Here is a 24,486-nt window from a genome sequence, read left to right as displayed (position 1 = left end):
CATCTCAGCCAGTTGACCTCGGAGCGGGCGGTTGCCACCCGTTGAGTGGTAACCGCACCGTGAACTCGGTGTGACCGGGTGAGCTGTTTACCGTGATCGTCCCGTTGTGCGCCTTGACCACAGCGGAAACGATCGCCAGGCCCAGCCCGGTGCTGCCGCCTTTGCTTGAACGCGAAGAATCGCCGCGCGCGAAGCGCTCGAACACCTCCGACTGCAGCTCTGCCGGAATACCGGGGCCGTTGTCGATGACCTGCAGCACGCTGTGTGCCGGCTCGGTGGTCAACCGCGTCGTCACGACGGTGCCCGCCGCAGTGTGGATGCGGGCGTTGGCAAGCAGATTGGTCACCACTTGGTGCAGCCGTGCCGCATCACCGGTGACGACCACGGGTTCTTCGGGCAGGTCGAGCTCCCACTGATGATCCGGTCCTGCGACGTGGGCGTCACTGACCGCGTCGACCGCGAGCCGCGTCAGATCGACCGGTTCGCGTTCCAGCGGGCGGCCTGAGTCGAGGCGAGCGAGCAGCAGCAGGTCCTCGACCAGGCGCGTCATCCGAGCAGTCTCGGAAGCGACCCGGCTCATCGCCTGCGCCACCGCCTCGCGGTCATCGCCCATCCGTTGGCTGAGTTCGGTGTAGCCGCGGATCGCGGCAAGCGGCGTGCGCAGCTCGTGACTCGCGTCGGCGACGAACTGGCGAACGCGGGTCTCGCTGGCCTGCCGCGCAGACAGCGCGGCCGCGATGTGGTCGAGCATCCGGTTCAGGGCCGATCCGAGCTGGCCCACCTCGGTGTAAGGGTTCGCGTCAGATTCGGACACCCGCACCGGCAGTTCGACTTCGCCGCGCGCCAACGGCAAGTCCGCGACCCTGCTCGCGGTTTGCGCCAGGCGCCGCAAGGGCGTCAGCGCACGCCGAATGATGATGGCGCCCGCGATCGTGGCGGCAGTCAGCGCGATCAGGGTGACGACCACCAAGATGATCAGCATCCGCAACATCGTGGCGTCGACGGTCGACATCGACAGTCCCGTGACAATCATGTCGCCCCCGCTCCGGCTCGGGGCGGCGACGACGCGATAGCGCCCGAGGCCGTCGAGGTCCAGCGTTACCGGTTTGCGGCCGCCGGCGATCCCCTCCAGCTGGGCCTGGGCGGTCGGGCTCACGGCGGCACGGGCTCCAGTGCTGGTCAGGTAGCCGACGTCGACGACTTTGCCCTTGCTGATCACCGCGGCGACCATGCCAGCCGGCTGGCCCGGGGCATCAAGGAACCTCGGCCCGGGGCCCGGGCCCGGATAGTAGGAGTGGGATTGTCGCCACCCCGGGCGTTTCGGTTCGGGGTACAGCAGCGCTGAGCGGTACGACGTCCCGGCAAGCTGACCGTCGAGCTGCCTTACCAAGTGGTGAAGCAGTGCCAGCTCGGTCGCCGCGCTGATGCCGACGCAGACGACAGCGAGCACGACGATCTGCCCGGCCAACAGCCGCAGACGAAGCGACCAAACTCGCCGTGGGTTAGCGTGCTGGCTTGAGGACATACCCTGCGCCGCGCAGCGTGTGGATCATGGGCTCGCGACCGCTGTCGATCTTCTTGCGCAGGTAGGAGATGTAAAGTTCGACGATGTTGGACCGGCCGCCGAAGTCGTAGCTCCATACCCGGTCCAGAATCTGTGCCTTGCTCAGAACTCGCTTGGAGTTGCGCATCATGAACCGCAACAGCTCAAACTCGGTGGAGGTCAACGAGATCGGTTCGCCGGCGCGCGTCACTTCGTGACTGTCCTCGTCAAGCACCAGGTCTCCGACCACCAGCTGCGCGCCGCTGTCCACCGTCGTCACGCCGGTGCGCCGCAACAGCGCCCGCAACCGCAGCACGACCTCCTCGATGCTGAACGGCTTAGTGACGTAGTCGTCGCCGCCGGCGGTCAGCCCGGCTATGCGGTCTTCCACCGCATCCTTCGCCGTGAGCAGCAGCACCGGCAGCTGGGGGTGCTCTTCGCGCAGTTTGTGCAGAACGTCGAGACCGCTCATGTCGGGCAGCATCACGTCGAGCACAACCACGTCGGGCCGCTGAGTGCGGGCTGCCGCGATCGCCGCCGACCCGTCGCTGGCGGTGGCGATGTTCCAGCCCTCGTACCGCAATGCCATCGACACCATCTCGGCGAGGACGGCTTCATCATCGACGACGAGCACGTTGATCGGATTTCCGTCGGCACGGCACATTACAACCCTCTCAACCGGGGTTTTGGTCTGAGTCACAGCTTCAAGTATCCGCACCCGGCTTGGCCGTGGCTATGGGAACCCTATGTGCGTGCTGTGAAAGCGCGTCAGCGCGTCAGTACCAGTCAGTACCAGTAGCGCCGGCCGGCAACCGGGCGGCCCACAGAGCCCAAGATCCATAGGACCGCGCCGACGACTAGCAGAACAACGCCGATGGTCCAAAGGATGTGAAGCGCAGGAAACACAAATCCCAGAATGATCAAAACAACACCTAATGCGATCATGACAAACTCCTTGTATCGAGGGGATGATTGTTATTGCTTTGGCTGCGGCACGTTCGGGTTACAGTTGACTGCTGGATTGATCTTGTAATTCAATGGCCCCGCAACCACTGTCGTTGCTATGGAGGCTGCAGTGCCGCAGTTAGTAGGCCGGCCCGTTATCGAAGTAGTGCCGCTGGTATGCCGCGAAGACTCCGATGAGCAACCACACCACGACAATCGCGCCAAGAATTCCACGACCTCGCATCGTGACCTCCGTTGTGTCCGAGAAAGATTCCCGTGCCGCTACTGATACCCGTTGGACTCATGTCTAAACCTCACCGCTGCGCGTCCAAACATCGTCGCGCGCTGAATTCGGCATCCCCACTATTGATGTTGGGCGAGCCAGGCTGCGGCGCGTCTCTTCGATGCCCGCGACAACCACGCGTCCTGAACCAGCTCCGTCAGCTCGGCCCCGCTGATTTCCGCCAATCGACTGGCCCGCACCAGCACCGAAGGATGCCCGTCGAAGTGGTCTGTGGTAAAGAACGGGGAGCCAGGATCCTGGACCAGCGCCAACTTGTCGCTCTCTGACTCCACCCAGAGCATGATCACGTCGGCGTAGCGCTCGCCGGTGATCGCATCGGTCGCGTCGGGCTGGGGCGTGCGGAAGAACACGAACGACTTGCCGCCCACCTGATAAATCGAGTTGCCCTTCGGCCCCTCCAGTCGCGTCACGTGGGGCATCGAGGCGGCGATTCGATGCACATCGTCGACCCGGGCGGGTCGATCGGCGCGATCAGCCATAGCCGCGACGATACCGAGCGGGCAGGGTGCGGATTCCAGGCATGGTTGACCACCATTGCGGGTAACGGACAGTGCGCCACCTCCCGCCCAAAGAGAGCTGCCTTGACCGATACCCTGTTCGCCGACGTCTCCGAATACCAAGTACGCGTGGATGACTCGTATCCTTACCAGGTGCTTTCGATCCGCGTCAGCGACGGCACCTACCAAGATGACAACTTTGCCGGTAACTACGCGTGGATGCGCGGCGCGCTGGACAGCGGGCGAATGACATTCGGAATCGTCTACACCTATGTTCGCCCGGATTGGTCGGACAATGCCGATACCGTGCGTTCGATGATCGACGCCGGTGGCGGCCTGCATCCGCGGGTCGCACTGATGCTTGACGTCGAATCCGGTGGCAACCCGGCGGGCGACGGGTCGAGCTGGATCAACGCCCTATATTGGAACCTTGCCGACTACGCGGGATCTTCCGCTCGAATCATCGGTTACGCCAACTCGTTTGACTTTTCCAACATGTGGCGGGTCCGTCCCGACGGCCTACGCGTCATTGGGGCGGGCTACGGGTCGAATCCGAATCTTCCCGGGCAAGTGGCGCACCAGTACACCGACGGCACTGGTTACAGCCCCAATCTGCCGCAGGGTGCTCCCCCATTCGGCAACTGCGACATGAATTCCGCCGACGGGCTGACACCGCAAGAGTTTGCCGCCGCGTGCGGCATCACAACGAACGGAGGATGGTTGATGGCGCTCACCGACGACGAGCAGACCGAACTGTTGTCCAAGGTCCGCGACATCTGGGACCAACTGCGTGGGCCCAACGGTGCCGGCTGGCCCCAACTCGGGCAGGACAGCCAGGCCAGGACCTCACACCCGTCGATGCGATCGCAGCGATCAAACAAGATGTGGAACATCTGCTGCCTTCAACATCGGCGACCTCGGCTGGCGATACCTAGCCGACCCGGTCATTTCAGTCGAGAGAAAGCCCTGCAGTACTGCTTCGGGTCGAATGTCGCCGTCGCTGAACGCCGATTGCACGACGTAGCCGATCACCGCACCGGCAATTGCGGCCGCGACAGCGGGCGCATCGGCGGTGCTGGTCCACCCGCGCCGAACCCGGCAAGCCGCTCACCTGGATCGAGATCGGTTCTGTCGCGGGTGGTGCCGCCGCGATACCGTCCGCAGCGCTGCGCGCGGCGCGCCTGCAGATCGTCGGGAGTGGACAAGGCTCCGTCCCGACCCGCGACATAGTGGCCGAGCTGCCCGCCATCGCCGGCAAAATCACCCGTGGTGCTTTCCAGATCGACGCCCGTACCATGCCACTCGCCGACGTCGAAGCCGCATGGAACGAAACCGTAACCCAGCAACTGATCGTCGTCGCGCCCTAGCTGCGCAGATACGGACGCGGCCGACGCCAAGGCGCCGGCCACGTTGGGCGGACACAGAACTTGACGGCTGCTTACCAGCCGTGCCAGTGACCTTGGTCGCGAGGTTCACCGTCGAAGAAGTGGTCGTCGTGGCAGCGGCCCCAGTCCCAATTGTTACCCCAGCCTGGGTCCCAACGATCTCCGGGGCACCAATGGTAGTCCGGGAAGGGGGCAAAGGGTGCAGGTTGGGCGTCGGCGACGGCGGCCGCCCCCAATCCAGCGAGCCCCAAACCGGCGCTCATTACGATTGTTGTTGCCGCGAGGCGCAGTGTATTTTTCACGCCTCGTGGCTACCCGGGGTTTTTTCCCACTAAACCGACTGAATCCCGTTGTTACATAACGGCTTCACAACGACCGGGCCACCTTCCGGAGACCTCTGCGGAAATTTCTGGTTGTAGCAAATTATTGAAAGACGTTCTGGCACTGGACTAATCGAAGTCTATGTGCAGGCTGTGATCTTTCTTTCCCTGTCCTACAGCGGTTGTCGTGGAAATTTGCTGCGTCATGAGATCCGAGTAGACCCGCCTTGGCCGCGCACTCGATGAAGGCACTTTGCGGCTGCGCTGTAGCCCAGCCCGGTCAGCGGTAGCGGTCACGGCTATACCCCGCGGCCGGATGGAGCGCCGGCTGTCTTGCGGATGTCGAGGCCTTCATACAGGTCAGCGGGCGGATCTCGGCGGTCGCATCTCGGAATCCTCGGCCCGCGAAATCACCAGGGCCGCTTTCAATATCGAGACCCGCGACATTTTGCTTGTAGCGCAAAACATCGCCACCAAGGCCTTAGCTGCCAGGCCGAGCGGCGCAGGCTATTTCACCCGGTGAGCCAGCGAGTCCAGCGGTTGCCGCGCACGACGCAAGAAAGGGGCGCGCGGTGGCGCCGAAGCTTTCTGCAGCGACCGCGCTCCCGTCGTCACGGGTACCAGCTCACTCGGGCCGCCGGGCCGCTGGTTAATTCCAGTGCCGACTAGCCCGACGAGCCGCGCCGTTGGGCAGACACGTAAAGAGTTGGCGGCATTGAGTCCTCAACACCTTGTGGAATGGTGCGGCTATAGCGGGCCATCAGCTCCGCGAAGGTTGCCGCTGACACGTCCCAGCCATGGTCGCGCAACCAGCCGTCGACGGGCGTGCGCTCCTCGGTGTACCAGAGGTCGTCGAAGTCGGTTATCTCGGCATCGACCAGTTTGGCGGCCGCCGCCCGCATCCGCTGCATCTCCTCACGCTGGCGCCGCACGCGGTCGGGATCGGTGAAACCCGCGGCGGGCACGTTGGAAGCCAGCCAACTGCCCTCGGCGCTAAGCGAATGGATGCGCTCGAACAACAAATCCTGGGCCTGTGCCGGTAGGTAGCGCACGAGTCCCTCGGCCGACCAGACGCACGGCCGTGACGCGTCAAAGCCCGCTTCTTGCAGAGCCTTTGGCCAATCCTGGCGCAGGTCGATCGGGATGTTCACCAGTTGGGCCGTCGGGTGCGCCCCGTGCTGCTGCAAGGTAGCCATTTTGAAATCCAGCACCTTGGGCTGATCTAGCTCGTAAACGACCGTGCCGTCGGGCCAGGGCAGCCGCCAGGAGCGTGCATCTAGGCCGGCCGCGAGGATCACCACCTGTCGAACACCGGCGTTGGCCGCGCCGAGAAAGAACTCGTCAAAGAACGCGGTCCGGGTGGCCATGAAGTCGATCATCAGCTGGACGCGCGCCCGCAGATCCGGTTCGGTTTCCATCGCCTTGGCCATCAGCGTGGGATTGGCGAAGATGCTCCACATCCCCTCCCCCGCCGCGTCCACGAACACCCGGGCGAACGGGTCGTTGATAAGCGGATTTTCGCTCTCGGTCTCTGCGGCGCGAGCGGCGGCAACACCCAGTGCGGTGGCCCCCACGCTTTGGGTGATGTCCCAGGAATCGTTGTCGGTACGCGGCATTGCCAGTCCCCTTCGCAGCCAAAAATTTAGTTCCGCACACTATTGTTCCAGTCGCCGGCGGCCTGGGTCGCTCACCGCCAGTGGCCTAGGCTTTTCCCAGACGACCCAACGAGGTTCCAGGAGGCCCAGGAGGGTTTGCCATGACACGTGCGCCACGGGACGTATTCGCCCACCATGGCAAGGCGCTGGCCGCAGGCGACCTCGACGAGATCGTCGCCGACTACGCCGACGACTCCGTGGTGATCACATCGGCCGGCGTCGCGCGCGGCAAGGACGGCGTCCGGAAGGTGTTCGTCAAGTTGCTCGACGAACTGCCTAACGCAGTCTGGGACCTGAAAACCCAGGTTCTCGACGGCGACGTGTTGTTTCTCGAGTGGGCCGCCGATTCGGCGGTCAACCGGGTTGAGGACGGCGTCGACACCTTCGTTTTCCGGGACGGAATGATCTGGGCGCAGACCATCCGCTACACCCCGCACGCCAAGGGCTGACGTTCGTGGCCGCTCCCAATCAAGTCGACCTGAAAGCCGTTGCCGATTGGATGTCCGAACAAGGGCTCGGCGAAGGACCGCTGGAGAATGTATCCCCGGTCACCGGTGGAACACAGAACGTCATGCTTCGGTTCAGCAGGTCGGGCCGGGACTACGTGCTGCGGCGCGGACCACGTCACCTGCGTACCCGCAGCAACAGCGTGATCCTGCGTGAAACCAGAGTCCTTGCCGCGCTGGCCGGTTCCGATGTGCCACACCCCCACTTGATCGCCACCTGCGAGGACACCGGTGTGCTTGGCGATGCGGTCTTCTACCTGATGGAGCCGATCGACGGCTTCAACGCCGGCGAAGGGCTGCCGCCGCTGCACGCGGGCGATCCCGGCGTGCGGTTCCAGATGGGGTTGTCGATGGCCGACGCGCTGGCCAAGCTGGGCGCAGTCGACCATGTCGCTGTCGGTCTGGCCGATTTCGGCAAACCGGACGGCTTCCTGGAACGCCAAGTGCCGCGCTGGCTTTCGGAGCTGGAGTCCTATCAGGAGTACGAAAACTATCCGGGGCCGCAGATCCCCGGGGTCAAGCAGGTCGCGGCGTGGCTAGACGAGCACCGGCCGTCGAAGTGGATGCCGGGCATCATGCACGGCGACTACCACGCCGCCAACGTGATGTTTTCCCGCACCGGGCCGGAGGTGGTCGCCATCGTCGACTGGGAGATGTGCACCATCGGTGACCCGCTGCTGGACCTGGGCTGGCTGCTGGCCACCTGGCGCCAGTCGGACGGGTCGGCCGTGTTCAGCCACGCCCTGGGCGGTCAGGAGGGGTTGGCCAGCACCGACGAGCTGCTGCAGCGGTATGCCGCCAACACCGTCCGCGACTTATCGCACATCACCTGGTACACGGTGTTGGCCTGTTTCAAGCTCGGCATCGTCATAGAAGGCACCCTGGCACGAGCCTGCGCGGGCAAGGCCGAGAAGGAGGTCGGCGACCAGCTTCACGCGGCTACGGTGCACCTGTTCGAGCGGGCGCTGGGGCTTATCGACACACGCACCTGATGCGACTCGGCCGGGTCGACGGCCGCCGCCCACATCGCACCGATAGCCTCTCTGGTGTGAAAGTCTCCAATGAGGTCAGGCGCTCACTCAACGACTGGGAAGGCAAGGAGTGGGACGCGTCCATGCTTCATGCCTGCAACGCCGTCGATGCAATCGGGAATGCTCGGTATCCACGGCTGGGGGTCGCAACCCAGTACAAACGCACCGTCCGGGATTCGCTTGACATCTTCGGGGCGATGACGGCACAGGGCATCGACTGGGATCAAACCCGCTTCCCCGTAGCGGTGGAGTCGGACCTGCCCGACAAGCGTCCCGACATCGCCGACGTCTTGTACGGCATTCATCGACGCGGGCACGGGCATAAGGACGAACTGCCCAATGGATTCGAACTCACGCCGCCCGGGCCGCGCGCCTCGGGGGTGCACATCTGGCGGGACGGGAAGATCCAGCTTCCGGCATCGTCGGTCATCGGCATGTTGGCGGTCGCGGTGTTTGCCCCGGAGAGCAAGGGCGAAGTGATACCGCATGGCTATCAGATCAGCTGGTTCCAACGCGTCTTCCACGTCAGCGACTGGTGGGGTTGGCAAGATCACTTTCGCGAGATCATCAGCGTCGCCCAGGTCCCAAAAAAGCCTCTCGAGTTCGGCAAGAGCTGGAAGACCTGGACGCCCCTGGAATGACTACGGTGCCGGAGGATCCCCCTCGTTTCCTGCGAGCAACGACCGCCTAGCATCTCCTTTCGTGCCTCCCCAGCCTGAGCACCCGGAGTACTACTCGGAGCCCACCGCGGCCGGACGATATGGCGGTTACGGCTACGACCCCTCGCCGGGGCAACCAGAGCCGCCACCGACGCCCTGGTACCGCCGCCCGCTGGCGCTGGTCGCGGCCGGCGCGATCGGGGTGATACTGCTCGCCCTGGTGGTATTCGCGGTGGTCAAGCTTGCGAAAGGTTTGCCGGCGCACAGTCCCACCACGACGACGACACCCGTGCCGTCCACCAGCGCCCCGACGGCGGTGACCAGCACGACCGGGGAGGCCCCGCGCCACCGTCCGCCGGGAGGCGGCGGGGAGCCGACTCAGACCGTCACCGAAACGGCGCCACCGCCGAGCACCGACACCGGTACCACAACGGTCCCGCCCAGCACAGTCACCGTTTCGCCGAGCACTGAGACCAGCACGGTCACGCAAACGGTGACCATCCCACCACGCCGACCGTTCGAGCAACGCCCGTAGCGGCCCCGTAAACACCGGGGCCAGGCGTGCTGCCGGACGTTCGTCGTGACGCGGAATTGGTTGCCTAGCAACCTAAGACGCGACATCCAGGTGGCGTTGACGTCGGGAGGATGATGCAAGCGTGGCGGTGAACAAGACCGATGATGTGCTGTGGATCGGGACGTTAGAACCGACTTTCGAAGCCGAGCTGCTCGCGCGCTACGAAATCCGGAAGCTTCCCGACGGTCCCGGGCGGGCCGAGTTTCTGGCCGAGCACGCAGCCGAATTTCGCGTGGCGGTGACGTCGGGCCACCCCGGTGTCGACGCCGGTCTCATCGCGGCGCTGCCCAACTTGGAGGCGATCGTCAACAACGGCGCCGGCGTGGATGGGATCGATCTCGACGCGGCCAAGCGCCGGGGTATCGGTGTGAGCAACACCCCCGACGTGCTCTCGGACACCGTTGCCGATACGGCGCTGGGGCTGATCCTGATGACCCTGCGCCGTTTTGGCGCGGCCGACCGCTACGTGCGGGCGGGTCGGTGGGCGCGCGACGGCCAGTTCCCGTACGCCAGGGACGTCAGTGGCCTGCAGGTCGGGATCTTGGGCCTGGGCCGGATCGGTTCGGCTATCGCGACTAGGCTGCTCGGATTCGACTGTGCCATCGCGTATCACAACCGCCACCGGATCGAGGAGTCGCCCTACCGTTATGCGGAGTCCCTTGTGCAGTTGGCCGAGTCGGTCGATGTTCTGGTCGTTGCGACGACGGGCGATCACGGGACACGCCACCTGGTCGATCGCAGCGTGCTGGAGGCGTTGGGTCCCGAGGGCTACCTGATCAACATTGCGCGCGGCAGCGTCGTGGAACAGGACGCGCTGGTGGAGTTGCTCGCGGGCGGCGGCCTGGCCGGAGCGGGTTTGGACGTCTTCGCCGATGAGCCTCATGTGCCTGCCGAGCTGTTCGACCTCGACAACGTAGTGCTCTTCCCCCATATCGGCAGCGCGACCGCCCGCACGCGCCGGGCGATGGCGTTGCTCGCGATCCGCAACCTCGACAGCTACCTCAACAGCGGTGAGCTGGTGACACCCGTATTGCGACCGCCCAGTCAGCGATGGCTTATTTAGTGAATACACGGTCGGCCAGCCCGCATTAGAATGGTTCACCAACACGTCTCGTGGGTGGGATCTCTCGGAGGGAAACATGACCTGGTCTGTGCAATCAGAGGCGGTTTTGGGGTCGGCAGCCGCAGAGTCGGTGATCAGCGCAGAAACTCAGGCGGCGGCCTCAGCGGCCGCGCCGGTCCTGCTCGGAACGACGCCGATGGGCGCCGACGCTGACTCGGCGATGTTCTCAGCGGCGCTCAACGCATGTGGCGGCAGCTACCTGGGTGTGGTCGCCGAGCACGCCGCCCAGCGCGGACTGTTCGCGGGAACCCAGGGACTCGCGTCGGGGGTGTACGTGGCCACCGAGGCGGCGCGCACGGTGGCAATCGGACTTTAAGGATGAGTACGCATGCCTGATCCAGGGTGGGCTGCGCGTACACCCGAGGCCAACGACACGCTGCTCAAGGCTGGGACCGGGGTGGGAACCCACGTGGCCAACCAGACTGCCTGGCAGACCTTGGGTGCCACCCACCACGCCTCAGGTGTTGCGTCGGCGATCAACACCGCCGCGACCTCGGCGAGCTGGCTAGGGGCGGGGTCTGCGGCCTCGGCCAGCAATGTCACGATGCTCAACGCCTCACTGCACGGCCTAGCGGGCTGGGTGGACGTCAAGCCGGCGGTGGTCGCGACAGCGATTTCGGCATTCGAGACGGCCAATGCCGGCATGCGTCCCGCTCCCGAGTGCATCGGGAACCGCACCGAGTGCGCTGCGGACTACATCGCCAATCCGAGCGTGCTGTGGACGTTGACGCCGCGAATTACCTCGCTGGAAATGGAGTACTACGGGTCGATGTGGCCCACCAACTCCGCGGTTGGCGCCACCTACGGCGGGATCCTCGCGGGGTTGGCCGAAAGTCTGGCTATTCCACCGCCGGTCGCGGCCATGGGTGCATCGCCGACAGCACCGGCGCAGGCAGCCTCCGCGATCGGTGAGTCGGCCGCCGACACCGCGGCCGGCGACGGGATGCGCTCGGCCTTCCAGGGCGTGCAAGCGGGAACAAGCGGCGCTGGTGAGTCGGCGGGGGCCGGCCAAGGCATCAGCAGCCAGCTCAGCACATTCATGGAGCCGGTCCAGTCGATGCTGGGAACGGCCCCCCAGGTGCTGCAGTCTTCCTCGGGGCTGCTGCAGGCGCCAATGAGCGCGATGCAGCCGCTGCAATCGGTCATGGGCATGTTCGCCAATCCGGGCGCCATGGGAATGGGCGGGGCGGTGCCGACGGATTCAACACTGTCGGCCAGCGGAGCAATTTCGGCCGCGGAGGCCGGGGCGTCGGCCGGTACCGGAGGCGGCGGCGCCGCCCTGGGCGGCGCAGGCGTGCCCCTGACCAGCTTTACCCGTCCGGTCAGTGCCTTTGAGCCTGCCACCAGCGGTCGGCCGGTCGGGCTGCGGCCCAGCGGAGCATTAGGCGCCGAAGCCGTGCGCGCGCAGACAACGACGACCGGCGGCGCCCCAATCGGCGGTATGCCGGTGGGTGCAGCAGCGGGGGGTCATCGCGGATCCCACGGCAAGCCTGAACAGCCCGCGACGGTGCGGGTTGTCGACGATCGGGTTTAAAACCCCAGCTTAAAGGGTGAATCGACACATCTGACTAGTCCCCATACACTCGACCCATACCCCGGATGATCCAAAGGGGAATGGCCGGCCGGAGAAGGAGAAATTATCGTGCCAGACGCATCAATCACAGTGGACGCGAACGTTCTGCGTAGTACCGCGGACGCCATTCATGCGCACATGGAGCACGCGCTCGGGATCGCGAAGGGCTATCTGGACAACCAGGAAAACGTGATGAACCCCGCGACCTGGTCCGGTGCTGGCGTGGTCGCCTCGCATATGACCGCGACCGAGGTCACCGGTGATTTGAACAAGGTACTAATGGGAGGAACGCGCCTGGCCGAGGGCCTCAAGCAGGCCGCGGCGCTGATGGAAGCCCACGAAGGCCATTCGCAGACCGCTTTTCGTGCTTTGTTCGGCGCCGGCACTCAGAGCGCTTGATTACTTGATCCATATTTCATTTCTAATAATTATTTCTTGATTTTGTTTCTGAAAGGACTGTCATCATGTCAAACCCGATTATCACTTATAACCCTGCAGCCGTATCCGACTTCGCCACGGATGTGGGTTCCCGCGCCAGTCAGCTCGAAGCAATTCACGCCGACACCTCCCGCTTGACCAACGCGCTACAGGAGTTCTTCGCCGGTAAAGGCGCGATGGGGTTCTTTGATGCCCAAAACCAGATGCTGTCGGGACTGCGGGGCCTCATCGAAACGGTGCACCAGCACGGTCAGACGACTACTCAGGTGCTCGGCGACGCGATCGCGACCGACAACCACATCAGCGGTCTGTTCTAGATCCGGTCGCCCCGGCGGGCACCGACCGTGCCCGCTGGTGGTGAGTTCCGAGGTGGGGCAGATGCGCGCGGGGCGTGCGTGTCCCCCACCTTCTGCGTATTGAGGTGAAACGGCATGCTGACAACAACGGTCGATGGCCTGTGGGTGTTGCAAGCGGTGACCGGGGTGGAGCAGACTTGCCCCGAGCTGGGGTTGCGGCCCCTGCTGCCGCGACTGGACACCCCCGAGCGGGCGCTAAGCCATCCGGTGGCCGCTGAACTGGCGGCGGTCGGTGCTCTCGACGAGTCCGGCAACGCTGACCCGATGATCCGCGAATGGCTCACTGTGCTTTTGCGACGCGACCTGGGGCTGCTGGTGTACATCAGCGTGCCGGGGCGGGAGCCCTCACGGGCGGCCATCTGCCGATTCGCCAACTGGGTGGGTGGTGCTGGAGCGCTACGGCGATCTGTTGCGTCTGTACCCGGCCGGAACGGCCAACGACGATGCCGCGGCCAGTGATCTGGTGGTAGGTCAGGTCGAGCGACTCTGCGGCGTCGCCGAAGCGGCGCCACTGCGACCGGTCACCGTGGATACCGAGGAACTGCAGAAATCGGTTCATGACGCCGCCACCCTGCGATTGTTTCTGCTCGATCAGCGCCTCGACGTCGACCAACTGCAGATCGTCACTATGGCCGCCGATCCCGCTCGCTCCGCGCAGGCGGCCATCGTGGCGGTCCAGGCCGGTATCGGTTCGGAACAAATGGCTCGCACAGTCGTCGGTGATTCGACGGTGGCCGTCGTCGACACCCCCGCGGGCCGCGTTTGCGTAGAAAGCGTGACGTCGGGCCAGCGTCGCTACCAGGTTCTCTCCCCCGGGTCGCGCAGTGACATCAGCGGGGCGGTTCAACGCCTCATCCGCCGCCTGCCCGCCGGCGAGGAGTGGTATTCCTACCGGCGTGTGGTCTGACCGGATGAACCCAACAAACTCAGTAGCCATTGTTTTGGAATTACACACTCGTAACGCACTTGAAGGATTAGCGAGCGTGTAAACGTGGTATCTGAAATCGTGTTAGCATCGCGGTCGTGACCAGCCCCTGGAATGACCCAAATATGTCCGACGAGGGTGCACTCGGTCGGGGGGATCCGACGGGGCGGCACTTCCGTGATTCGGTATCGGATACCATGCGTATTACCGATCTGGCGGCACCTAGAAAGATTCCCCCTGGCTCAGGCTGGCGCAAATTTGTTTATAACGTTACATTCCGCAAAATAAACCTGGGTGAATCGCCCGGTGAACGACACTACCGGAATTTAAAGGAGCGTATCCGCCGGCATATCCGGCGGCAGTACGTCATCACACTTGTCTCCGGCAAGGGCGGGGTCGGGGTGTCGACGATGGCCGCCTGCATCGGCGGTGTGTTCCGCGAATGCCGGCCGGAGAACGTGATCGCGATCGACGCGGTCCCGGGGTTCGGGACGCTGGCTGACCGGATCGACGAATCGCCGCCGGGAGACTACACCGCCATCATCAACGACACCGACGTCCAGGGCTACGCGGACATCCGCGAACACCTGGGGCAAAACGCGGTAGGCCTTGACGTGCTGGCCGGAAATCGCACATCAGACCAGCCCAGGCCGCTGGTGCCGGCAATGTTTTCCGGAGTGTTGTCGCGGCTGCGGCGAACCCATACCGTCATAGTCGTCGACACCTCGCCCGACCTCGAGCACGACGTGATGAAGCCGGTGCTGGAGGCCACTGACACTTTGGTGTTCGTGTCGGGGATCACCGCCGACCGATCCCGGCCGGTGCTGCGGGCCGTGGACTACCTCCGGTCGCAGGGCTATCACGAGCTGGTTTCTCATAGCACGGTGATCATCAATCACACCGACGAGATCACCGACAGGGATGCCCTGGCCTACTTGACCGAGCGGTTCACCAAGGTTGGCGCGATCGTCGAGGTGATGCCGTTTGATTCGCACCTGGCCAAGGGGGGAATCATCGACACCGTCCACGAATTAAAGAAGAAGTCGCGTTTGCGGCTTTTCGAAATCACTGCGGGATTGGCCGACAAATATATTCCTGATGCCGAGCGGGCGCCGCAGTGACTTCGCTGCATAAGGTCGCCTTTCCGGCGCGCTGTGCGGTGAACATTTCTTACGAGAAGCATCTGTGCTCTCAAGTGTTCCCCGCTGGAATTCCGGTGGAGGGATTCTTCGAGGGAATGGTTGAGCTGTTCGACGCCGATCTGAAGCGTAAAGGGTTCGACGGAGTCGCCCTGCCGGCGGGCAGCTATGAGTTGCACAAGATCAACGGTGTGCGGCTGGATATCAACAAGAGCCTCGACGAGCTTGGGGTTCAAGACGGCGACACGTTGGTCCTGGTGCCCCGGGTCGACGGCGAGTCATTCGAACCGCAATACGAGTCGCTGTCAACGGGATTGGCGGCCATGGGCAAGTGGTTGGGCCGGGACGGCGGGGATCGGATGTTCGCGCCGGTGACGTCGCTGACGGCCGCCCACACGGCGATCGCGATCACCGCGATGGCGGTCGGTGTGGTGGTTGCCCTGGCGCTACGGGCCCGCTCGTTTACCGACAGTCTGATCTCGGCTGTGGTCGTGGGCGGCATCGGTGTGCTGCTGATCATCGCAACATCGGTGGTGTGGTGGGGGTGGCAGCAGCGGCGCGACATGTTCAGCGGGTTCGGTTGGCTGGCGGTGGTGTCGCTGGCCGTGGCCGGTGCCTGCGCGCCGCCGGGTCATCTGGGCGCAGCCCATGCGCTGATCGGGTTGGTGGTGATACTTCTCGGCGCCATCGCGATTGGTGTGGTGACCAAGAACCGGTGGCAGACCGCGGTAGTTACCGCGGTGGTGACGGTGTGCGGAATCCTCGCTGCGGTGGCCCTTGTCCGGATGTTTCGGCCGGTTTCGGTACAGGTGCTGTCAATCTGCGTGGTGGTAGGGCTAGTCGTCTTGGTCAGGATGGCGCCCACGATTGCGTTATGGGTCGCGCGGGTGCGACCGCCACACTTCGGCTCGATCACCGGCCGCGACTTGTTCGCGCGCCGGGAGGGAATGCCCGTCGATACCGTATCTCCGGTCAGTGAGGACGAAATCGAAGACGAGGACAACGAATTGACGGACATCACCGCGCGCGGCACCGCAATCGCCGCATCGGCGCGGCTGGTCAACGCGGTGCAGGTGGGTGTATGCGTCGGGGTGTCGCTCTTGCTGCCCGCCGCGGTGTGGGGGGTTTTGACGCCGGGGCGCCCGTTGGCGTGGTTGGCGCTGGGAGTGGGCGGTCTGGCGGTGGGCATCTTCATCACCCAGGGACGCGGATTCGCAGCCAAGTACCAGGCGGTGGCGTTGGTATGCGGGGCGTGCGCCGCGGTTTGCGCCGGGGTTGTCAAGTACGCGGTTGCTGCGCCCAAAGAGGTCCAGGCCGGGTTGCTGTGGCCCGCGGTAGCGGTGGTGGCCTTCGCCGCATTGGGTTTGGCCGCAGCGCTTTTAGTACCGGCGACGCGGTTTAGGCCACTCATCCGATTGACCGTGGAATGGGTTGAGGTGCTGGCCATGATCGCGTTGCTTCCGGCCGCGGCAGCTCTGGGAGGGCTGTTCACGTGGCTCCGTCAGTAACACGGCCAGTAGCGCGGGTGTGCACGCGGGCCGCCGCGCTGACCGCCGCCGTGAGCCTGGTCGCCCTCTCAGCCAATCTCACTGTCGCACAAGCTATTCCACCGCCATCAGTGGATCCTGCGCTGGTCCCCCCGGACGGGCCGCCACGGCCCGAGCAACCGATGCACCGCGCCAACAGCTGCTCCACTCCGATTACGGTGAAAAACCCCGACGTGGCGCAGATGGCGCCGGGCTTTAACCTACTCAACATTGCCAAGGCGTGGGACTACAGCACCGGCAACGGCGTGGCCGTGGCGGTCATCGACACCGGGGTTACGCCCAACCCGCGGCTGCCGGTCGTGCCCGGCGGTGACTACATCATGGGTGAGGACGGCCTGTCCGATTGCGACGCGCACGGCACGATCGTGAGCTCGATCATTGGGGCTGCGCCGCAAGGGATTTTGCCGATGCCCCGGCCGGCGCCGGCCACGCCGGCATTCCCGCCGCCGGCCGGGCCTACCCCGGCCATCGCTGCACCGCCACCGCCGGTGAAGGTCCCTCCCCCGCTGCCGCCTCCCCCGCCACCGCCGCCGGTGACGATCACCCAGATCGTTCCACCGCCCCCGCCTCCCCCGCCGACGCCCGAGGTACCGGGCGCCATGGCGCCGTCCAGTGGTCCGCCCGATCCGCAGAGCGAGGACGAACCCGCGGTGCCGCCGCTCCCCCCAGGAGCTCCCGACGGGGTGGTGGGTGTCGCCCCGCACGCAACCATCATCTCGATCCGGCAGTCGTCGCGAGCGTTCGAACCGGTAAACCCGCCGCCGGCGGACCCAAACTCGGACGAGAAGGTGAAAGCCGGAACGCTGAACACGGTGGCCCGGGCGGTGGTGCATGCGGCGAACATGGGGGCGAAGGTGATCAACATTTCGGTGACCGCATGCCTGCCGGCCGCGGCTCCCGCCGACCAGCGGGCGCTGGGCGCAGCGCTGTGGTATGCGGCCACCGTCAGGGACTCGGTGGTCGTGGCCGCGGCGGGCAACGACGGCGAAGCCGGCTGCGACAACAATCCGATGTATGACCCGCTGAACCCATCGGATCCACGGGACTGGCACGAGGTCAAGATCGTGTCCTCACCGTCGTGGTTCTCCGACTATGTCCTGTCGGTGGGTGCCGTCGACGGCAGCGGTGCCGCCATCGACAAGAGCATGTCGGGCCCCTGGGTCGGTGTGGCGGCGCCGGGAACTCACATCATGGGTCTTTCGCCCCAGGGTGGGGGGCCGGTCAACGCGTATCCACCGTCGCGGCCGGGCGAGAAGAACATGCCGTTTTGGGGCACCAGTTTCTCCGCGGCCTACGTCAGCGGCGTCGCGGCGCTAGTGCGCGCGAAATACCCTGAGCTGAGCGCACATCAAGTTATCAACCGGATTGTGCAGTCGGCTCACAATCCGCCCGCGGGGGTGGACAACAAAGTGGGATACGGACTGGTGGATCCGGTCGCGGCGTTGACGTTCAACATCCCCGCCGGCGACCGGTTGCCGCCGGGTGCGCAGAGCCGCGTCATCACTCCTGCGCAGCCTCCCCCGCTACCGGACCACAGGGCGCGCAACATCGCACTCGGCTTCGTCGGCGCGGTGTGCGCCGATCTGCTGGTGGTGGCGATTGCCGCGCGGCTGCGGAGGGCGCGATGAGGTCGACGCTGACCGGGTTCACCCCGGGCAGCAATCGGCGAGTGGTCGGGGTGTGGGTGGTGTTCCTGCTCACGTTGCTGAGCTGGGGGCTGGGCGGTTACATCGGCGCGGTGATTGCCGTCGTCGTGGCCGTCGCTCTGGTGTTTGTGCCGTGGTGGGGTCAGCCGGCATGGTCGTGGGCGGTGCTGGCGTGGCAGGGCCGGCGCCCGATCAGCTGGCGTAACCCAATCACCGTGGCCAACAACCGATCCGGGGGTGGAGTTCGCGTACAAGACGGCGCCGCCGTGGTAGCGGTACAACTGCTCGGTCGAGCCCATCGAGCCACCACGGTGACCGGATCGGTGACCGTCGAGACCGACAACGTCATCGACATCGTCGAAATGGCGCCGATGCTGCATCACGCGCTGGGCTTGCAGCTCGACTCGATCTCCGTCGTCACACTCGGCTCGCGGCACGGCATCGTCGGCGATTACCCGAGAGTGTATGACTCAGAGATCGGCACTCCACCATATGCGGGCCGCCGCGAGACGTGGCTGATCATGCGGCTACCCGTGATCGACAACACGCAAGCGCTGCAATGGCGCACCACCGTTGGGGCGGCGGCTATTTCGATCGCCCAGCGCATCGCAGGCCTGCTGCGCTGTCATGGGTTGCGCGCTAAGGTGGCCTCCGCCACTGACCTGGTCGAGCTCGATCGCCGGCTGGGATCAGACGCGGTGGCCGGGCGTGCGCAGAACTGGAAAGCTGTGCGCGGGGAAGCCGGGTGGATGACGACGTATGCCTATCCGGCCCAGGGAATCACATCGCGGATTCTTGGGCAGGCATGGACCTTACGCGCCGATGAGATCATTCAGAACGTGACGGTGTATCCGGACGCCTCCTGCACCGCTACCGTCACCGTGCGCACTCCCACGCAGGCGCCCACGGCGCCCAGTGTGATCTTACGGCGGCTCAACGGAGAACAAGCCGCCGCGGCGGCGGCCAACATGTGCGGGCCGCGCCCACACCTGCGCGGGTTGCGACGCAGCCCGCTGCCAGCACATCTGGTCACCGAGATCGGTCCGTCGGGTGTGTTAGTGGGCAAGCTGAGCAACGGGGACCGGCTGATGATCCCAGTCACCGATGCCGGTGAACTGTCGCGCGTGTTCGTGGCCGCGGCGGATCCGATTGCCAAACGAATCGTGATCCGGGTCGCCGGCGCCGGTGAGCGGGTCACCGTGCACACCAACGATAAGGCGCGCTGGGCCAGCGTACGGATGCCGGAGTTGAGCATTGTCAACACGTCACGGCCCGCGCCGCGCACCACCGTCAGCGTCGTGGAATACGTTGCGCGGCGGACGAAAAGCGCCGACAGCACAGCTCAGGACGGGGGCTTGGATGTCGCCGATATCGCGATCTCACCCACGCCGCGCCCGGCCACCGTGATCACGGTTGCCCCATTCGGCACTAAGCTACCCGAAAGAGATAGACATGGTTATGAGGTGGCTATCGAGCAGGTCGGCCCTGCGACGGTGAATGTCATTGCGGCAGGACAAAACTGGCTGGTTCAGATGGACCTGTTCCGTGCAGAGAACCGGTACGTCAGTCTGGAGCCGGTCGCAATCTCGATCGCTACATAGAAGCTACAGCGAAGTCAGCAACGCAATTTGGGGTGGACACGATGGGTGATTTGCTCAGTGCGCGCCGGCATTTCGACCGGGCGATAGCGATCAAGGGCCACCAGGGACCCGCTGCGGCGTTGGCTGAGTTTGTCGCCGCCACAGACGCCGACCCGTCGATGGCCGATGCGTGGCTCGGGCGTATCGCATGCGGCGACAACGACTTGGCCTCGCTGAAACAACTCAACGCCAGCAGCGAATGGTTGCATCGCGAGACCACGCGCATCGGCCGGACACTGGCCGCCGAGATCCAGCTGGGCCCCTACATCGGAATTACGGTGACTGACGCATCTCAGGTGGGACTAGCGCTGTCGTCGGCGTTGACCATCGCGGGGGAGTATGCCGAGGCCGACACGCTGCTGGCCAACCGTGAGTTGTTGGACTCGTGGGGCAATTATCAATGGCATCAGCTGGCCCGAACATTCCTGATGTACGCCACCCAGCGCTGGCCCGATGTCCTGTTGACGGCGGCCGAGGATCTGCCGCCGCAGGCGATCGTTATGGCCGCTGTAACGGCATCGATTTGTGCGTTGGCGGCGCACGCCGCGGCGCATCTCGGGCAAGGCCGGGTAGCGCTGAACTGGCTGGACCGCGTCGATGTGATCGGGCACACGAGGTCGTCGGCCCGCTTCGACGCCGACGTGCTGACCGCCTCGATCGGCCCGTCCGATATTCCGCTGCTTGTCGCTGACTTGGCTTATGTGCGGGGGATGGTGCACCGTCAGCTGGGCGAGGAGGACAGAGCTCAGATCTGGCTGTCCAAGGCCACTATCAACGGGGTCCTGACCGAGGCGGCCAAAGCCGCGCTGGCCGACCCGAACCTGCACCTGGTCATCAGCGATGAGCAATCCATCGCCAGCCGCACCAATCCCTGGGATGCCTCGACGGCGAAAACCCGCGATGAGCTCGATGACGACGCGGTGACGGACCGGCGCGCCGAACTGCTGGCCGAGGGACGCGAACTGCTGGCCAAACAGGTGGGCCTGGCGGCGGTCAAGCAGGCGGTGTCGGCGCTGGAGGATCAGCTCGAAGTGCGAATGATGCGGTTAGAGCACGGCCTTCCGGTCGAGGGGCAGACCAACCACATGCTCCTGGTGGGACCACCGGGCACGGGTAAGACGACCACCGCTGAGGCACTCGGCAAGATCTACGCAGGCATGGGGATCGTGCGCCACCCCGAAATTCGGGAGGTCCGCCGATCGGACTTCTGTGGGCACTACATCGGGGAGTCGGGGCCGAAGACGAACGAGTTGATCGAAAAGTCGCTTGGGCGAATCATTTTCATGGACGAATTCTACTCGTTGATCGAGCGACACCAGGACGGTACACCGGACATGATCGGTATGGAGGCCGTCAACCAGCTCCTGGTCAAATTGGAAACACACCGATTCGATTTCTGTTTCATCGGCGCCGGCTATGAGGATCAAGTAGACCAATTCCTCACCGTGAACCCGGGTCTGGCAGGCCGGTTCTACCGCAAGCTGCGGTTCGAGTCCTATTCGCCGGGCGAGATCGTCGAGATCGGGCGCCGCTACGCCGAACCGCGTGCCAGCCTCCTCGACGACGCTGCGCGCGAGACGTTCCTGGACGCGGCCACCACCATTCGCAACTACACCACCCCCGGTGGGCAGCACGGGATCGACGCCATGCAGAACGGCCGGTTCGCGCGCAACGTCATCGAACGCGCCGAAGGCTTCCGGGACACCCGAGTGGTCGCCCAAAAACGTGCGGGGCGACCCGTATCCGTTGACGATTTGCAGATCATCACAGGCGCCGACATCGAAGCTGCCGTGCGCAGCGTGTGTTCAGACAATCGCGACATGGCGGCCATCGTCTGGTGAGCGCCAAATAGCTTGGGCTCAACTGATCTGGCTGATGAGCGCTTCGATCGCCGCGACGGCGGCGGCGGGCAACGCTTCCTCTGCTTCTGCGCGAACGACTAATTCTTCTGCGACACCAGCCGCTTGTGCCGTTTCCTCGGTGGAGAGGTTAGCCCGGCGGCGGGCCGCATACAGGCGCTGCCCCAGGGTGGCACCCGGGGCGGTCGCGCCGAGCAGCATCAGCTCTTCGTGGTAGCGGCGCACCGCGCTCAGCGCCTTGATGAATTCCGGCGTGATCCGGCTGATGTGGGTCGCTTGCACAGCGATCGCCTCGAGTTGGCGCAAATCGGCAAGGATCGGAGCCAGCCGCTGGGCGAAGTCGGGATCCTCGACCGGCGGCAATGCGGCGATGGCCAATCGGCATCCGTCCACGGCGGCAGCGACGGCCTGCGCTATCAACGACGCCGAGCCGTCGGATGCCGGTGTGCCTGAGGCGGTGCCGACGGAAAGCACGGCCTCACTACTTGCTTCCCCCGTGAGCGGCTCGCCCCGGCGGCTCCGCGCGATAGTCCCGGCGGGCCACTGCAGCACCTCTTCGAGCTTGGCCCGGGTCCGTTCGCGGGGCCAACTGCGCCCCTTTTCGAAAGCGATCAGCGCACCCGCGTTGATGATCCCGTCGGCTGCCAGTCTGCGCTGACTGATGTCGAGCTCACGACGTCGCGCCGCCGCGGCTGCTCCGGCGCGAACCAGGCCCGGATCTGGCGCGCCGGCGGGGGAGTCGTCCATGTGTTCGTCCGTGTCGTCAGCGTGCGGTTCGTGGGGTCGTGACGGCCTGACGACTTCGAATGTCAGCGCCTTGCCTGTGGCGGGGTCGCCGAACCGGATGATCGCCTTGTCGGTGACTGCCACCGATGTCCTTCGTGATCCGTCGACAAACATGCCGGACGGGCTGTTGTCGACGATCCGCCATTGCCCATCGGCGCATTCCGCGCGCAGATGCTCCTGCGAGATTGTCGAATCATCGATCTGCACGTCGGCGTGAGGCTCGCGGCCGATAGTGACGACACCTTGGCCGGGCTCGACCGCGTGCGACGTTTCGTCGCTGTGCACGATCAGCAGAGCCGGCTGGGCAGCCGACTGGGCATGGGGCATTTGAGATTCCTCGCTTGAGGGCCCTGGAGGGCTTACGTCAGTCACAATCCTAACCGTTGCGCCAGACACAAGCCATGTCTTCGCTACGGTTCTAGATGAAGACTACGTCACATCCCCGGCGGCACGGAGGGTGAGCCGCATCACCCGGAAAACCATAGTATCGCTACATTTTGGTTCACTTTAGCCGGGCAAGTCTGAAGCGGTTTGCGGTTGGCTGAGCCTGCACAAATACACAGTTCAAGCGCATTATCGGATGCCTTGCCGTCGCCGCCCACACATCAAGAGCCTCCGCAAACGTGCAGCGTAACGCAGAGCGTTGCGCGACCAGACCCCGGAAAGCGACGCAGTTAACTGTTGTAGCGCGATGGTTAATGCTATAGCGTACCGACCAGTAACGCACAGAACTGCAACGCTTTCTGAGAGGAGCGTAGCGATATGACCGCGACAGCTCTGGACAACCTAGAGCTTGGCGCTTGCACTCAGGACCCCGACCGTTGGACCACGGGTCCTGATAACGAGGCCAAGGCGTTGGCCGGGCATGCCCGCGTCGCTGGCTGTGTGCCCGGGATGCGGTCGAGTCCCCGGGTGCGGAAGGGCTGTGGGCAGGTGTCGTGATTCCGGAAGCCGGGCGGGCGCACGCGTTCGCCCTCCGCCAACTGCGTTCCCTGGCCGAGCGCAACGGATACCCGGTCCGCAGGACCGTGAAATCGGCCTAACCCCGCTCCGCTCGGGACGCTGCTTTTGAGGGGTCAGCGACCCAGTGACAGTGGGAACGGTGCACGGCTTCGTCTTTACGGCTCGCCCCGCCATCGGCGAGCCGGCCGGCACTATAAACAGCGCGAGAAATCAACGGATTTCTCGCGCTGTTTCATTGTCGTCGTGCGTCGGATCAAATCGGAAGACGGCCACCCGGCCCGCCAGTGCCTCGAATTCGTCGGGGGTACCGTCGCGCACCATCCCCGATCGCTTCGCGAACGCGACACCGACCGGCACTTCAGTCGAAAACGCCCGTAGCACCGGGCGCGCTTGCTCGGCGGTCAACTCGACGATCTTTACCCGCCGGGACCTTCGGCCGCGGGCCAGGGTGTCCGAGCCCGCGGCGCGGGCGTTCGCCGCCCAGTCGGCGCCGGGATAGCCGGCCACCACGTAGAGGCCGCCGTCGAGTTCGAAGGGCGTCATCGGGGTGCTGCGCGGTCGGCCCGACTTACGGCCCGGCACCGTCAACACCATGGCGGGGCCGGTCGGTATCCCCAGCTTTTGCACGGCCATCATCACCTTGTTCATGGGTTTGAGGTAGCGCGGCGGACGCGGCTCGGACATGTCAGGCTCCGATCTGCTCGGTGAACACGGCACGGTGCTGAGACACCCAGTGCCCAAACGTGAGGGCCGGCCGGCCAAGGATGTTCTCCGTCTCCCGGGTGACGAGGGCGGGCTTCTCCAGCGTCTCGGCGAGCATCGCCACATAGGCGTCGGAGAAATCGGCGGGGAAGCCCAAGCCGATGAACCGCTGCCGGACGACATCTGGCGGCGCCTCCTGGTAGCGCAGCGGCCGACCCAGCACGGCGCCGATCACCTTCACGAGCTCTGACGCGAAGATTTCCCCGGCGTCGGTGATCAACTGGCGTGGGTCAGGGTGACGTGGTAGCCCATGGCTTCGAGTTGGTAGATGGCCCGCTTCTTTGCTCGCTCGGGGTGCAGCCGGTTGAAG

Annotated in this window: 23 protein-coding genes and 5 pseudogenes; 18 read left to right on the top strand and 10 right to left on the bottom strand. The window is 64.9% G+C overall.

Annotated elements, in window-relative coordinates:
- Positions 1-4: 4 nt before the first annotated feature.
- The 5 genes and pseudogenes from ACLP9N_RS20205 to ACLP9N_RS20185 form a co-directional block, all read right to left on the bottom strand.
- Positions 5-1,525: a sensor histidine kinase gene (locus ACLP9N_RS20205; RefSeq protein WP_442409078.1), complete on the bottom strand. Its 1,521-nt coding sequence runs from the start codon at positions 1,523-1,525 to the stop codon at positions 5-7.
- Positions 1,503-2,207, bottom strand: a complete 705-nt coding sequence (locus ACLP9N_RS20200) for a response regulator transcription factor (protein ID WP_442409077.1) — start codon at positions 2,205-2,207, stop codon at positions 1,503-1,505. Before ACLP9N_RS20200 ends, ACLP9N_RS20205 begins: the two co-directional genes overlap by 23 nt.
- A gap of 122 nt (positions 2,208-2,329) precedes the next feature.
- On the bottom strand, positions 2,330-2,488 hold the full coding sequence (locus ACLP9N_RS20195) for a DUF6131 family protein (protein ID WP_442409076.1): 159 nt from the start codon (positions 2,486-2,488) through the stop codon (positions 2,330-2,332).
- 30 nt (positions 2,489-2,518) lie between these two features.
- Positions 2,519-2,732 (bottom strand): annotated as a pseudogene (locus ACLP9N_RS20190) (hypothetical protein).
- A gap of 119 nt (positions 2,733-2,851) precedes the next feature.
- Positions 2,852-3,271 carry an MmcQ/YjbR family DNA-binding protein gene (locus ACLP9N_RS20185; protein ID WP_442409075.1) on the bottom strand — a complete coding sequence of 140 codons (420 nt, stop codon included), beginning with the start codon at positions 3,269-3,271 and terminating at the stop codon, positions 2,852-2,854.
- Between the two features lie 102 nt (positions 3,272-3,373).
- Here ACLP9N_RS20185 and ACLP9N_RS20180 point away from each other — a divergent pair.
- A pseudogene (locus tag ACLP9N_RS20180) lies at positions 3,374-4,224 on the top strand (hypothetical protein).
- Between the two features lie 93 nt (positions 4,225-4,317).
- Here ACLP9N_RS20180 and ACLP9N_RS20175 read toward each other — a convergent pair.
- A complete protein-coding gene (locus tag ACLP9N_RS20175; protein ID WP_442409074.1) occupies positions 4,318-4,494 on the bottom strand; it encodes a hypothetical protein in 177 nt (58 codons plus the stop codon).
- A gap of 24 nt (positions 4,495-4,518) precedes the next feature.
- Here ACLP9N_RS20175 and ACLP9N_RS20170 point away from each other — a divergent pair, with 24 nt between their 5' ends.
- Entirely contained in the window at positions 4,519-4,656 is a 138-nt protein-coding gene (locus tag ACLP9N_RS20170; RefSeq protein WP_442409073.1) for a hypothetical protein, read from the top strand.
- A gap of 1,003 nt (positions 4,657-5,659) precedes the next feature.
- Here ACLP9N_RS20170 and ACLP9N_RS20165 read toward each other — a convergent pair.
- A complete protein-coding gene (locus ACLP9N_RS20165) occupies positions 5,660-6,610 on the bottom strand; it encodes a class I SAM-dependent methyltransferase (protein WP_442409072.1) in 951 nt (316 codons plus the stop codon).
- Between the two features lie 140 nt (positions 6,611-6,750).
- Here ACLP9N_RS20165 and ACLP9N_RS20160 point away from each other — a divergent pair, with 140 nt between their 5' ends.
- The 15 genes and pseudogenes from ACLP9N_RS20160 to eccA all read left to right on the top strand — a co-directional run bounded on the left by ACLP9N_RS20160 (position 6,751) and on the right by eccA (position 21,647).
- On the top strand, positions 6,751-7,098 hold the full coding sequence (locus ACLP9N_RS20160) for a nuclear transport factor 2 family protein (protein ID WP_442409071.1): 348 nt from the start codon (positions 6,751-6,753) through the stop codon (positions 7,096-7,098).
- 50 nt (positions 7,099-7,148) lie between these two features.
- The gene (locus ACLP9N_RS20155) at positions 7,149-8,147 is read left to right on the top strand and encodes a phosphotransferase family protein (RefSeq protein ID WP_442409112.1); all 999 of its coding nucleotides are present in this window, start codon (positions 7,149-7,151) and stop codon (positions 8,145-8,147) included.
- Positions 8,147-8,827, top strand: a complete 681-nt coding sequence (locus tag ACLP9N_RS20150; protein WP_442409070.1) for a hypothetical protein — start codon at positions 8,147-8,149, stop codon at positions 8,825-8,827. Before ACLP9N_RS20155 ends, ACLP9N_RS20150 begins: the two co-directional genes overlap by 1 nt.
- A gap of 61 nt (positions 8,828-8,888) precedes the next feature.
- Complete coding sequence (locus ACLP9N_RS20145) at positions 8,889-9,380, top strand: hypothetical protein (protein ID WP_442409069.1); 492 nt, start codon at positions 8,889-8,891, stop codon at positions 9,378-9,380.
- 121 nt (positions 9,381-9,501) lie between these two features.
- Positions 9,502-10,482: a 2-hydroxyacid dehydrogenase gene (locus tag ACLP9N_RS20140; RefSeq protein ID WP_442409068.1), complete on the top strand. Its 981-nt coding sequence runs from the start codon at positions 9,502-9,504 to the stop codon at positions 10,480-10,482.
- A 76-nt stretch (positions 10,483-10,558) separates the two neighbouring features.
- Positions 10,559-10,858, top strand: a complete 300-nt coding sequence (locus tag ACLP9N_RS20135) for a PE domain-containing protein (protein WP_442409067.1) — start codon at positions 10,559-10,561, stop codon at positions 10,856-10,858.
- Positions 10,859-10,870: 12 nt separating this feature from the next.
- A complete protein-coding gene (locus tag ACLP9N_RS20130; protein ID WP_442409066.1) occupies positions 10,871-12,076 on the top strand; it encodes a PPE family protein in 1,206 nt (401 codons plus the stop codon).
- A 123-nt stretch (positions 12,077-12,199) separates the two neighbouring features.
- Positions 12,200-12,514 (top strand): WXG100 family type VII secretion target, encoded by a 315-nt coding sequence (locus ACLP9N_RS20125; protein ID WP_442409111.1) that lies wholly within the window; start codon positions 12,200-12,202, stop codon positions 12,512-12,514.
- Positions 12,515-12,579: 65 nt separating this feature from the next.
- The gene (locus ACLP9N_RS20120; protein WP_442409065.1) at positions 12,580-12,870 is read left to right on the top strand and encodes a WXG100 family type VII secretion target; all 291 of its coding nucleotides are present in this window, start codon (positions 12,580-12,582) and stop codon (positions 12,868-12,870) included.
- Between the two features lie 114 nt (positions 12,871-12,984).
- Positions 12,985-13,816, top strand: a pseudogene (locus tag ACLP9N_RS20115) (ESX secretion-associated protein EspG).
- Between the two features lie 116 nt (positions 13,817-13,932).
- Positions 13,933-14,955, top strand: a complete 1,023-nt coding sequence (locus ACLP9N_RS20110) for a MinD/ParA family ATP-binding protein (RefSeq protein WP_442409064.1) — start codon at positions 13,933-13,935, stop codon at positions 14,953-14,955.
- The gene (gene eccD, locus ACLP9N_RS20105) at positions 14,952-16,481 is read left to right on the top strand and encodes a type VII secretion integral membrane protein EccD (protein WP_442409063.1); all 1,530 of its coding nucleotides are present in this window, start codon (positions 14,952-14,954) and stop codon (positions 16,479-16,481) included. Before ACLP9N_RS20110 ends, eccD begins: the two co-directional genes overlap by 4 nt.
- A gap of 17 nt (positions 16,482-16,498) precedes the next feature.
- The gene (gene mycP / locus ACLP9N_RS20100) at positions 16,499-18,148 is read left to right on the top strand and encodes a type VII secretion-associated serine protease mycosin (protein WP_442409110.1); all 1,650 of its coding nucleotides are present in this window, start codon (positions 16,499-16,501) and stop codon (positions 18,146-18,148) included.
- A complete protein-coding gene (eccE, locus tag ACLP9N_RS20095) occupies positions 18,145-19,767 on the top strand; it encodes a type VII secretion protein EccE (protein WP_442409062.1) in 1,623 nt (540 codons plus the stop codon). Before mycP ends, eccE begins: the two co-directional genes overlap by 4 nt.
- A gap of 41 nt (positions 19,768-19,808) precedes the next feature.
- The gene (eccA, locus tag ACLP9N_RS20090) at positions 19,809-21,647 is read left to right on the top strand and encodes a type VII secretion AAA-ATPase EccA (RefSeq protein ID WP_442409061.1); all 1,839 of its coding nucleotides are present in this window, start codon (positions 19,809-19,811) and stop codon (positions 21,645-21,647) included.
- A gap of 18 nt (positions 21,648-21,665) precedes the next feature.
- Here the strand turns inward: eccA and ACLP9N_RS20085 are convergent, their stop codons facing one another.
- Complete coding sequence (locus ACLP9N_RS20085) at positions 21,666-22,778, bottom strand: FHA domain-containing protein (RefSeq protein ID WP_442409060.1); 1,113 nt, start codon at positions 22,776-22,778, stop codon at positions 21,666-21,668.
- A 435-nt stretch (positions 22,779-23,213) separates the two neighbouring features.
- Between ACLP9N_RS20085 and ACLP9N_RS20080 the strand changes: the two are divergent.
- Positions 23,214-23,494 (top strand): annotated as a pseudogene (locus tag ACLP9N_RS20080) (WhiB family transcriptional regulator).
- A gap of 130 nt (positions 23,495-23,624) precedes the next feature.
- On the opposite strand, the gene ACLP9N_RS20075 reads toward ACLP9N_RS20080, so the two are convergent.
- Both ACLP9N_RS20075 and ACLP9N_RS20070 read right to left on the bottom strand, forming a co-directional pair.
- Positions 23,625-24,098, bottom strand: coding sequence for a nitroreductase family deazaflavin-dependent oxidoreductase (locus ACLP9N_RS20075; protein ID WP_442409059.1), 474 nt, complete (start codon positions 24,096-24,098; stop codon positions 23,625-23,627).
- 1 nt (position 24,099) lies between these two features.
- Positions 24,100-24,366 (bottom strand): annotated as a pseudogene (locus tag ACLP9N_RS20070) (NAD(P)H-binding protein); the annotation flags it as partial.
- Between the last annotated feature and the right edge of the window lie 120 nt (positions 24,367-24,486).

Source organism: Mycobacterium sp., from assembly GCF_052144515.1.
Taxonomy (GTDB): domain Bacteria; phylum Actinomycetota; class Actinomycetes; order Mycobacteriales; family Mycobacteriaceae; genus Mycobacterium.
This window is presented reverse-complemented; position numbering and strand designations above follow the sequence as displayed.

What these genes read in the sequence shown, in the direction of transcription:
- ACLP9N_RS20205 (WP_442409078.1), bottom strand. Translation starts at nt 1,525, where the DNA reads ATGTCCTCAAGCCAGCACGCTAACCCACGGCGAGTTTGGTCGCTTCGT.
- ACLP9N_RS20200 (WP_442409077.1), bottom strand. Translation starts at nt 2,207, where the DNA reads ATGTGCCGTGCCGACGGAAATCCGATCAACGTGCTCGTCGTCGATGAT.
- ACLP9N_RS20195 (WP_442409076.1), bottom strand. Translation starts at nt 2,488, where the DNA reads ATGATCGCATTAGGTGTTGTTTTGATCATTCTGGGATTTGTGTTTCCT.
- ACLP9N_RS20185 (WP_442409075.1), bottom strand. Translation starts at nt 3,271, where the DNA reads ATGGCTGATCGCGCCGATCGACCCGCCCGGGTCGACGATGTGCATCGA.
- ACLP9N_RS20165 (WP_442409072.1), bottom strand. Translation starts at nt 6,610, where the DNA reads ATGCCGCGTACCGACAACGATTCCTGGGACATCACCCAAAGCGTGGGG.
- ACLP9N_RS20160 (WP_442409071.1), top strand. Translation starts at nt 6,751, where the DNA reads ATGACACGTGCGCCACGGGACGTATTCGCCCACCATGGCAAGGCGCTG.
- ACLP9N_RS20155 (WP_442409112.1), top strand. Translation starts at nt 7,149, where the DNA reads ATGTCCGAACAAGGGCTCGGCGAAGGACCGCTGGAGAATGTATCCCCG.
- ACLP9N_RS20150 (WP_442409070.1), top strand. Translation starts at nt 8,147, where the DNA reads ATGCGACTCGGCCGGGTCGACGGCCGCCGCCCACATCGCACCGATAGC.
- ACLP9N_RS20135 (WP_442409067.1), top strand. Translation starts at nt 10,559, where the DNA reads ATGACCTGGTCTGTGCAATCAGAGGCGGTTTTGGGGTCGGCAGCCGCA.
- ACLP9N_RS20130 (WP_442409066.1), top strand. Translation starts at nt 10,871, where the DNA reads ATGCCTGATCCAGGGTGGGCTGCGCGTACACCCGAGGCCAACGACACG.
- ACLP9N_RS20120 (WP_442409065.1), top strand. Translation starts at nt 12,580, where the DNA reads ATGTCAAACCCGATTATCACTTATAACCCTGCAGCCGTATCCGACTTC.
- eccE (WP_442409062.1), top strand. Translation starts at nt 18,145, where the DNA reads ATGAGGTCGACGCTGACCGGGTTCACCCCGGGCAGCAATCGGCGAGTG.
- eccA (WP_442409061.1), top strand. Translation starts at nt 19,809, where the DNA reads ATGGGTGATTTGCTCAGTGCGCGCCGGCATTTCGACCGGGCGATAGCG.
- ACLP9N_RS20085 (WP_442409060.1), bottom strand. Translation starts at nt 22,778, where the DNA reads ATGCCCCATGCCCAGTCGGCTGCCCAGCCGGCTCTGCTGATCGTGCAC.
- ACLP9N_RS20075 (WP_442409059.1), bottom strand. Translation starts at nt 24,098, where the DNA reads ATGTCCGAGCCGCGTCCGCCGCGCTACCTCAAACCCATGAACAAGGTG.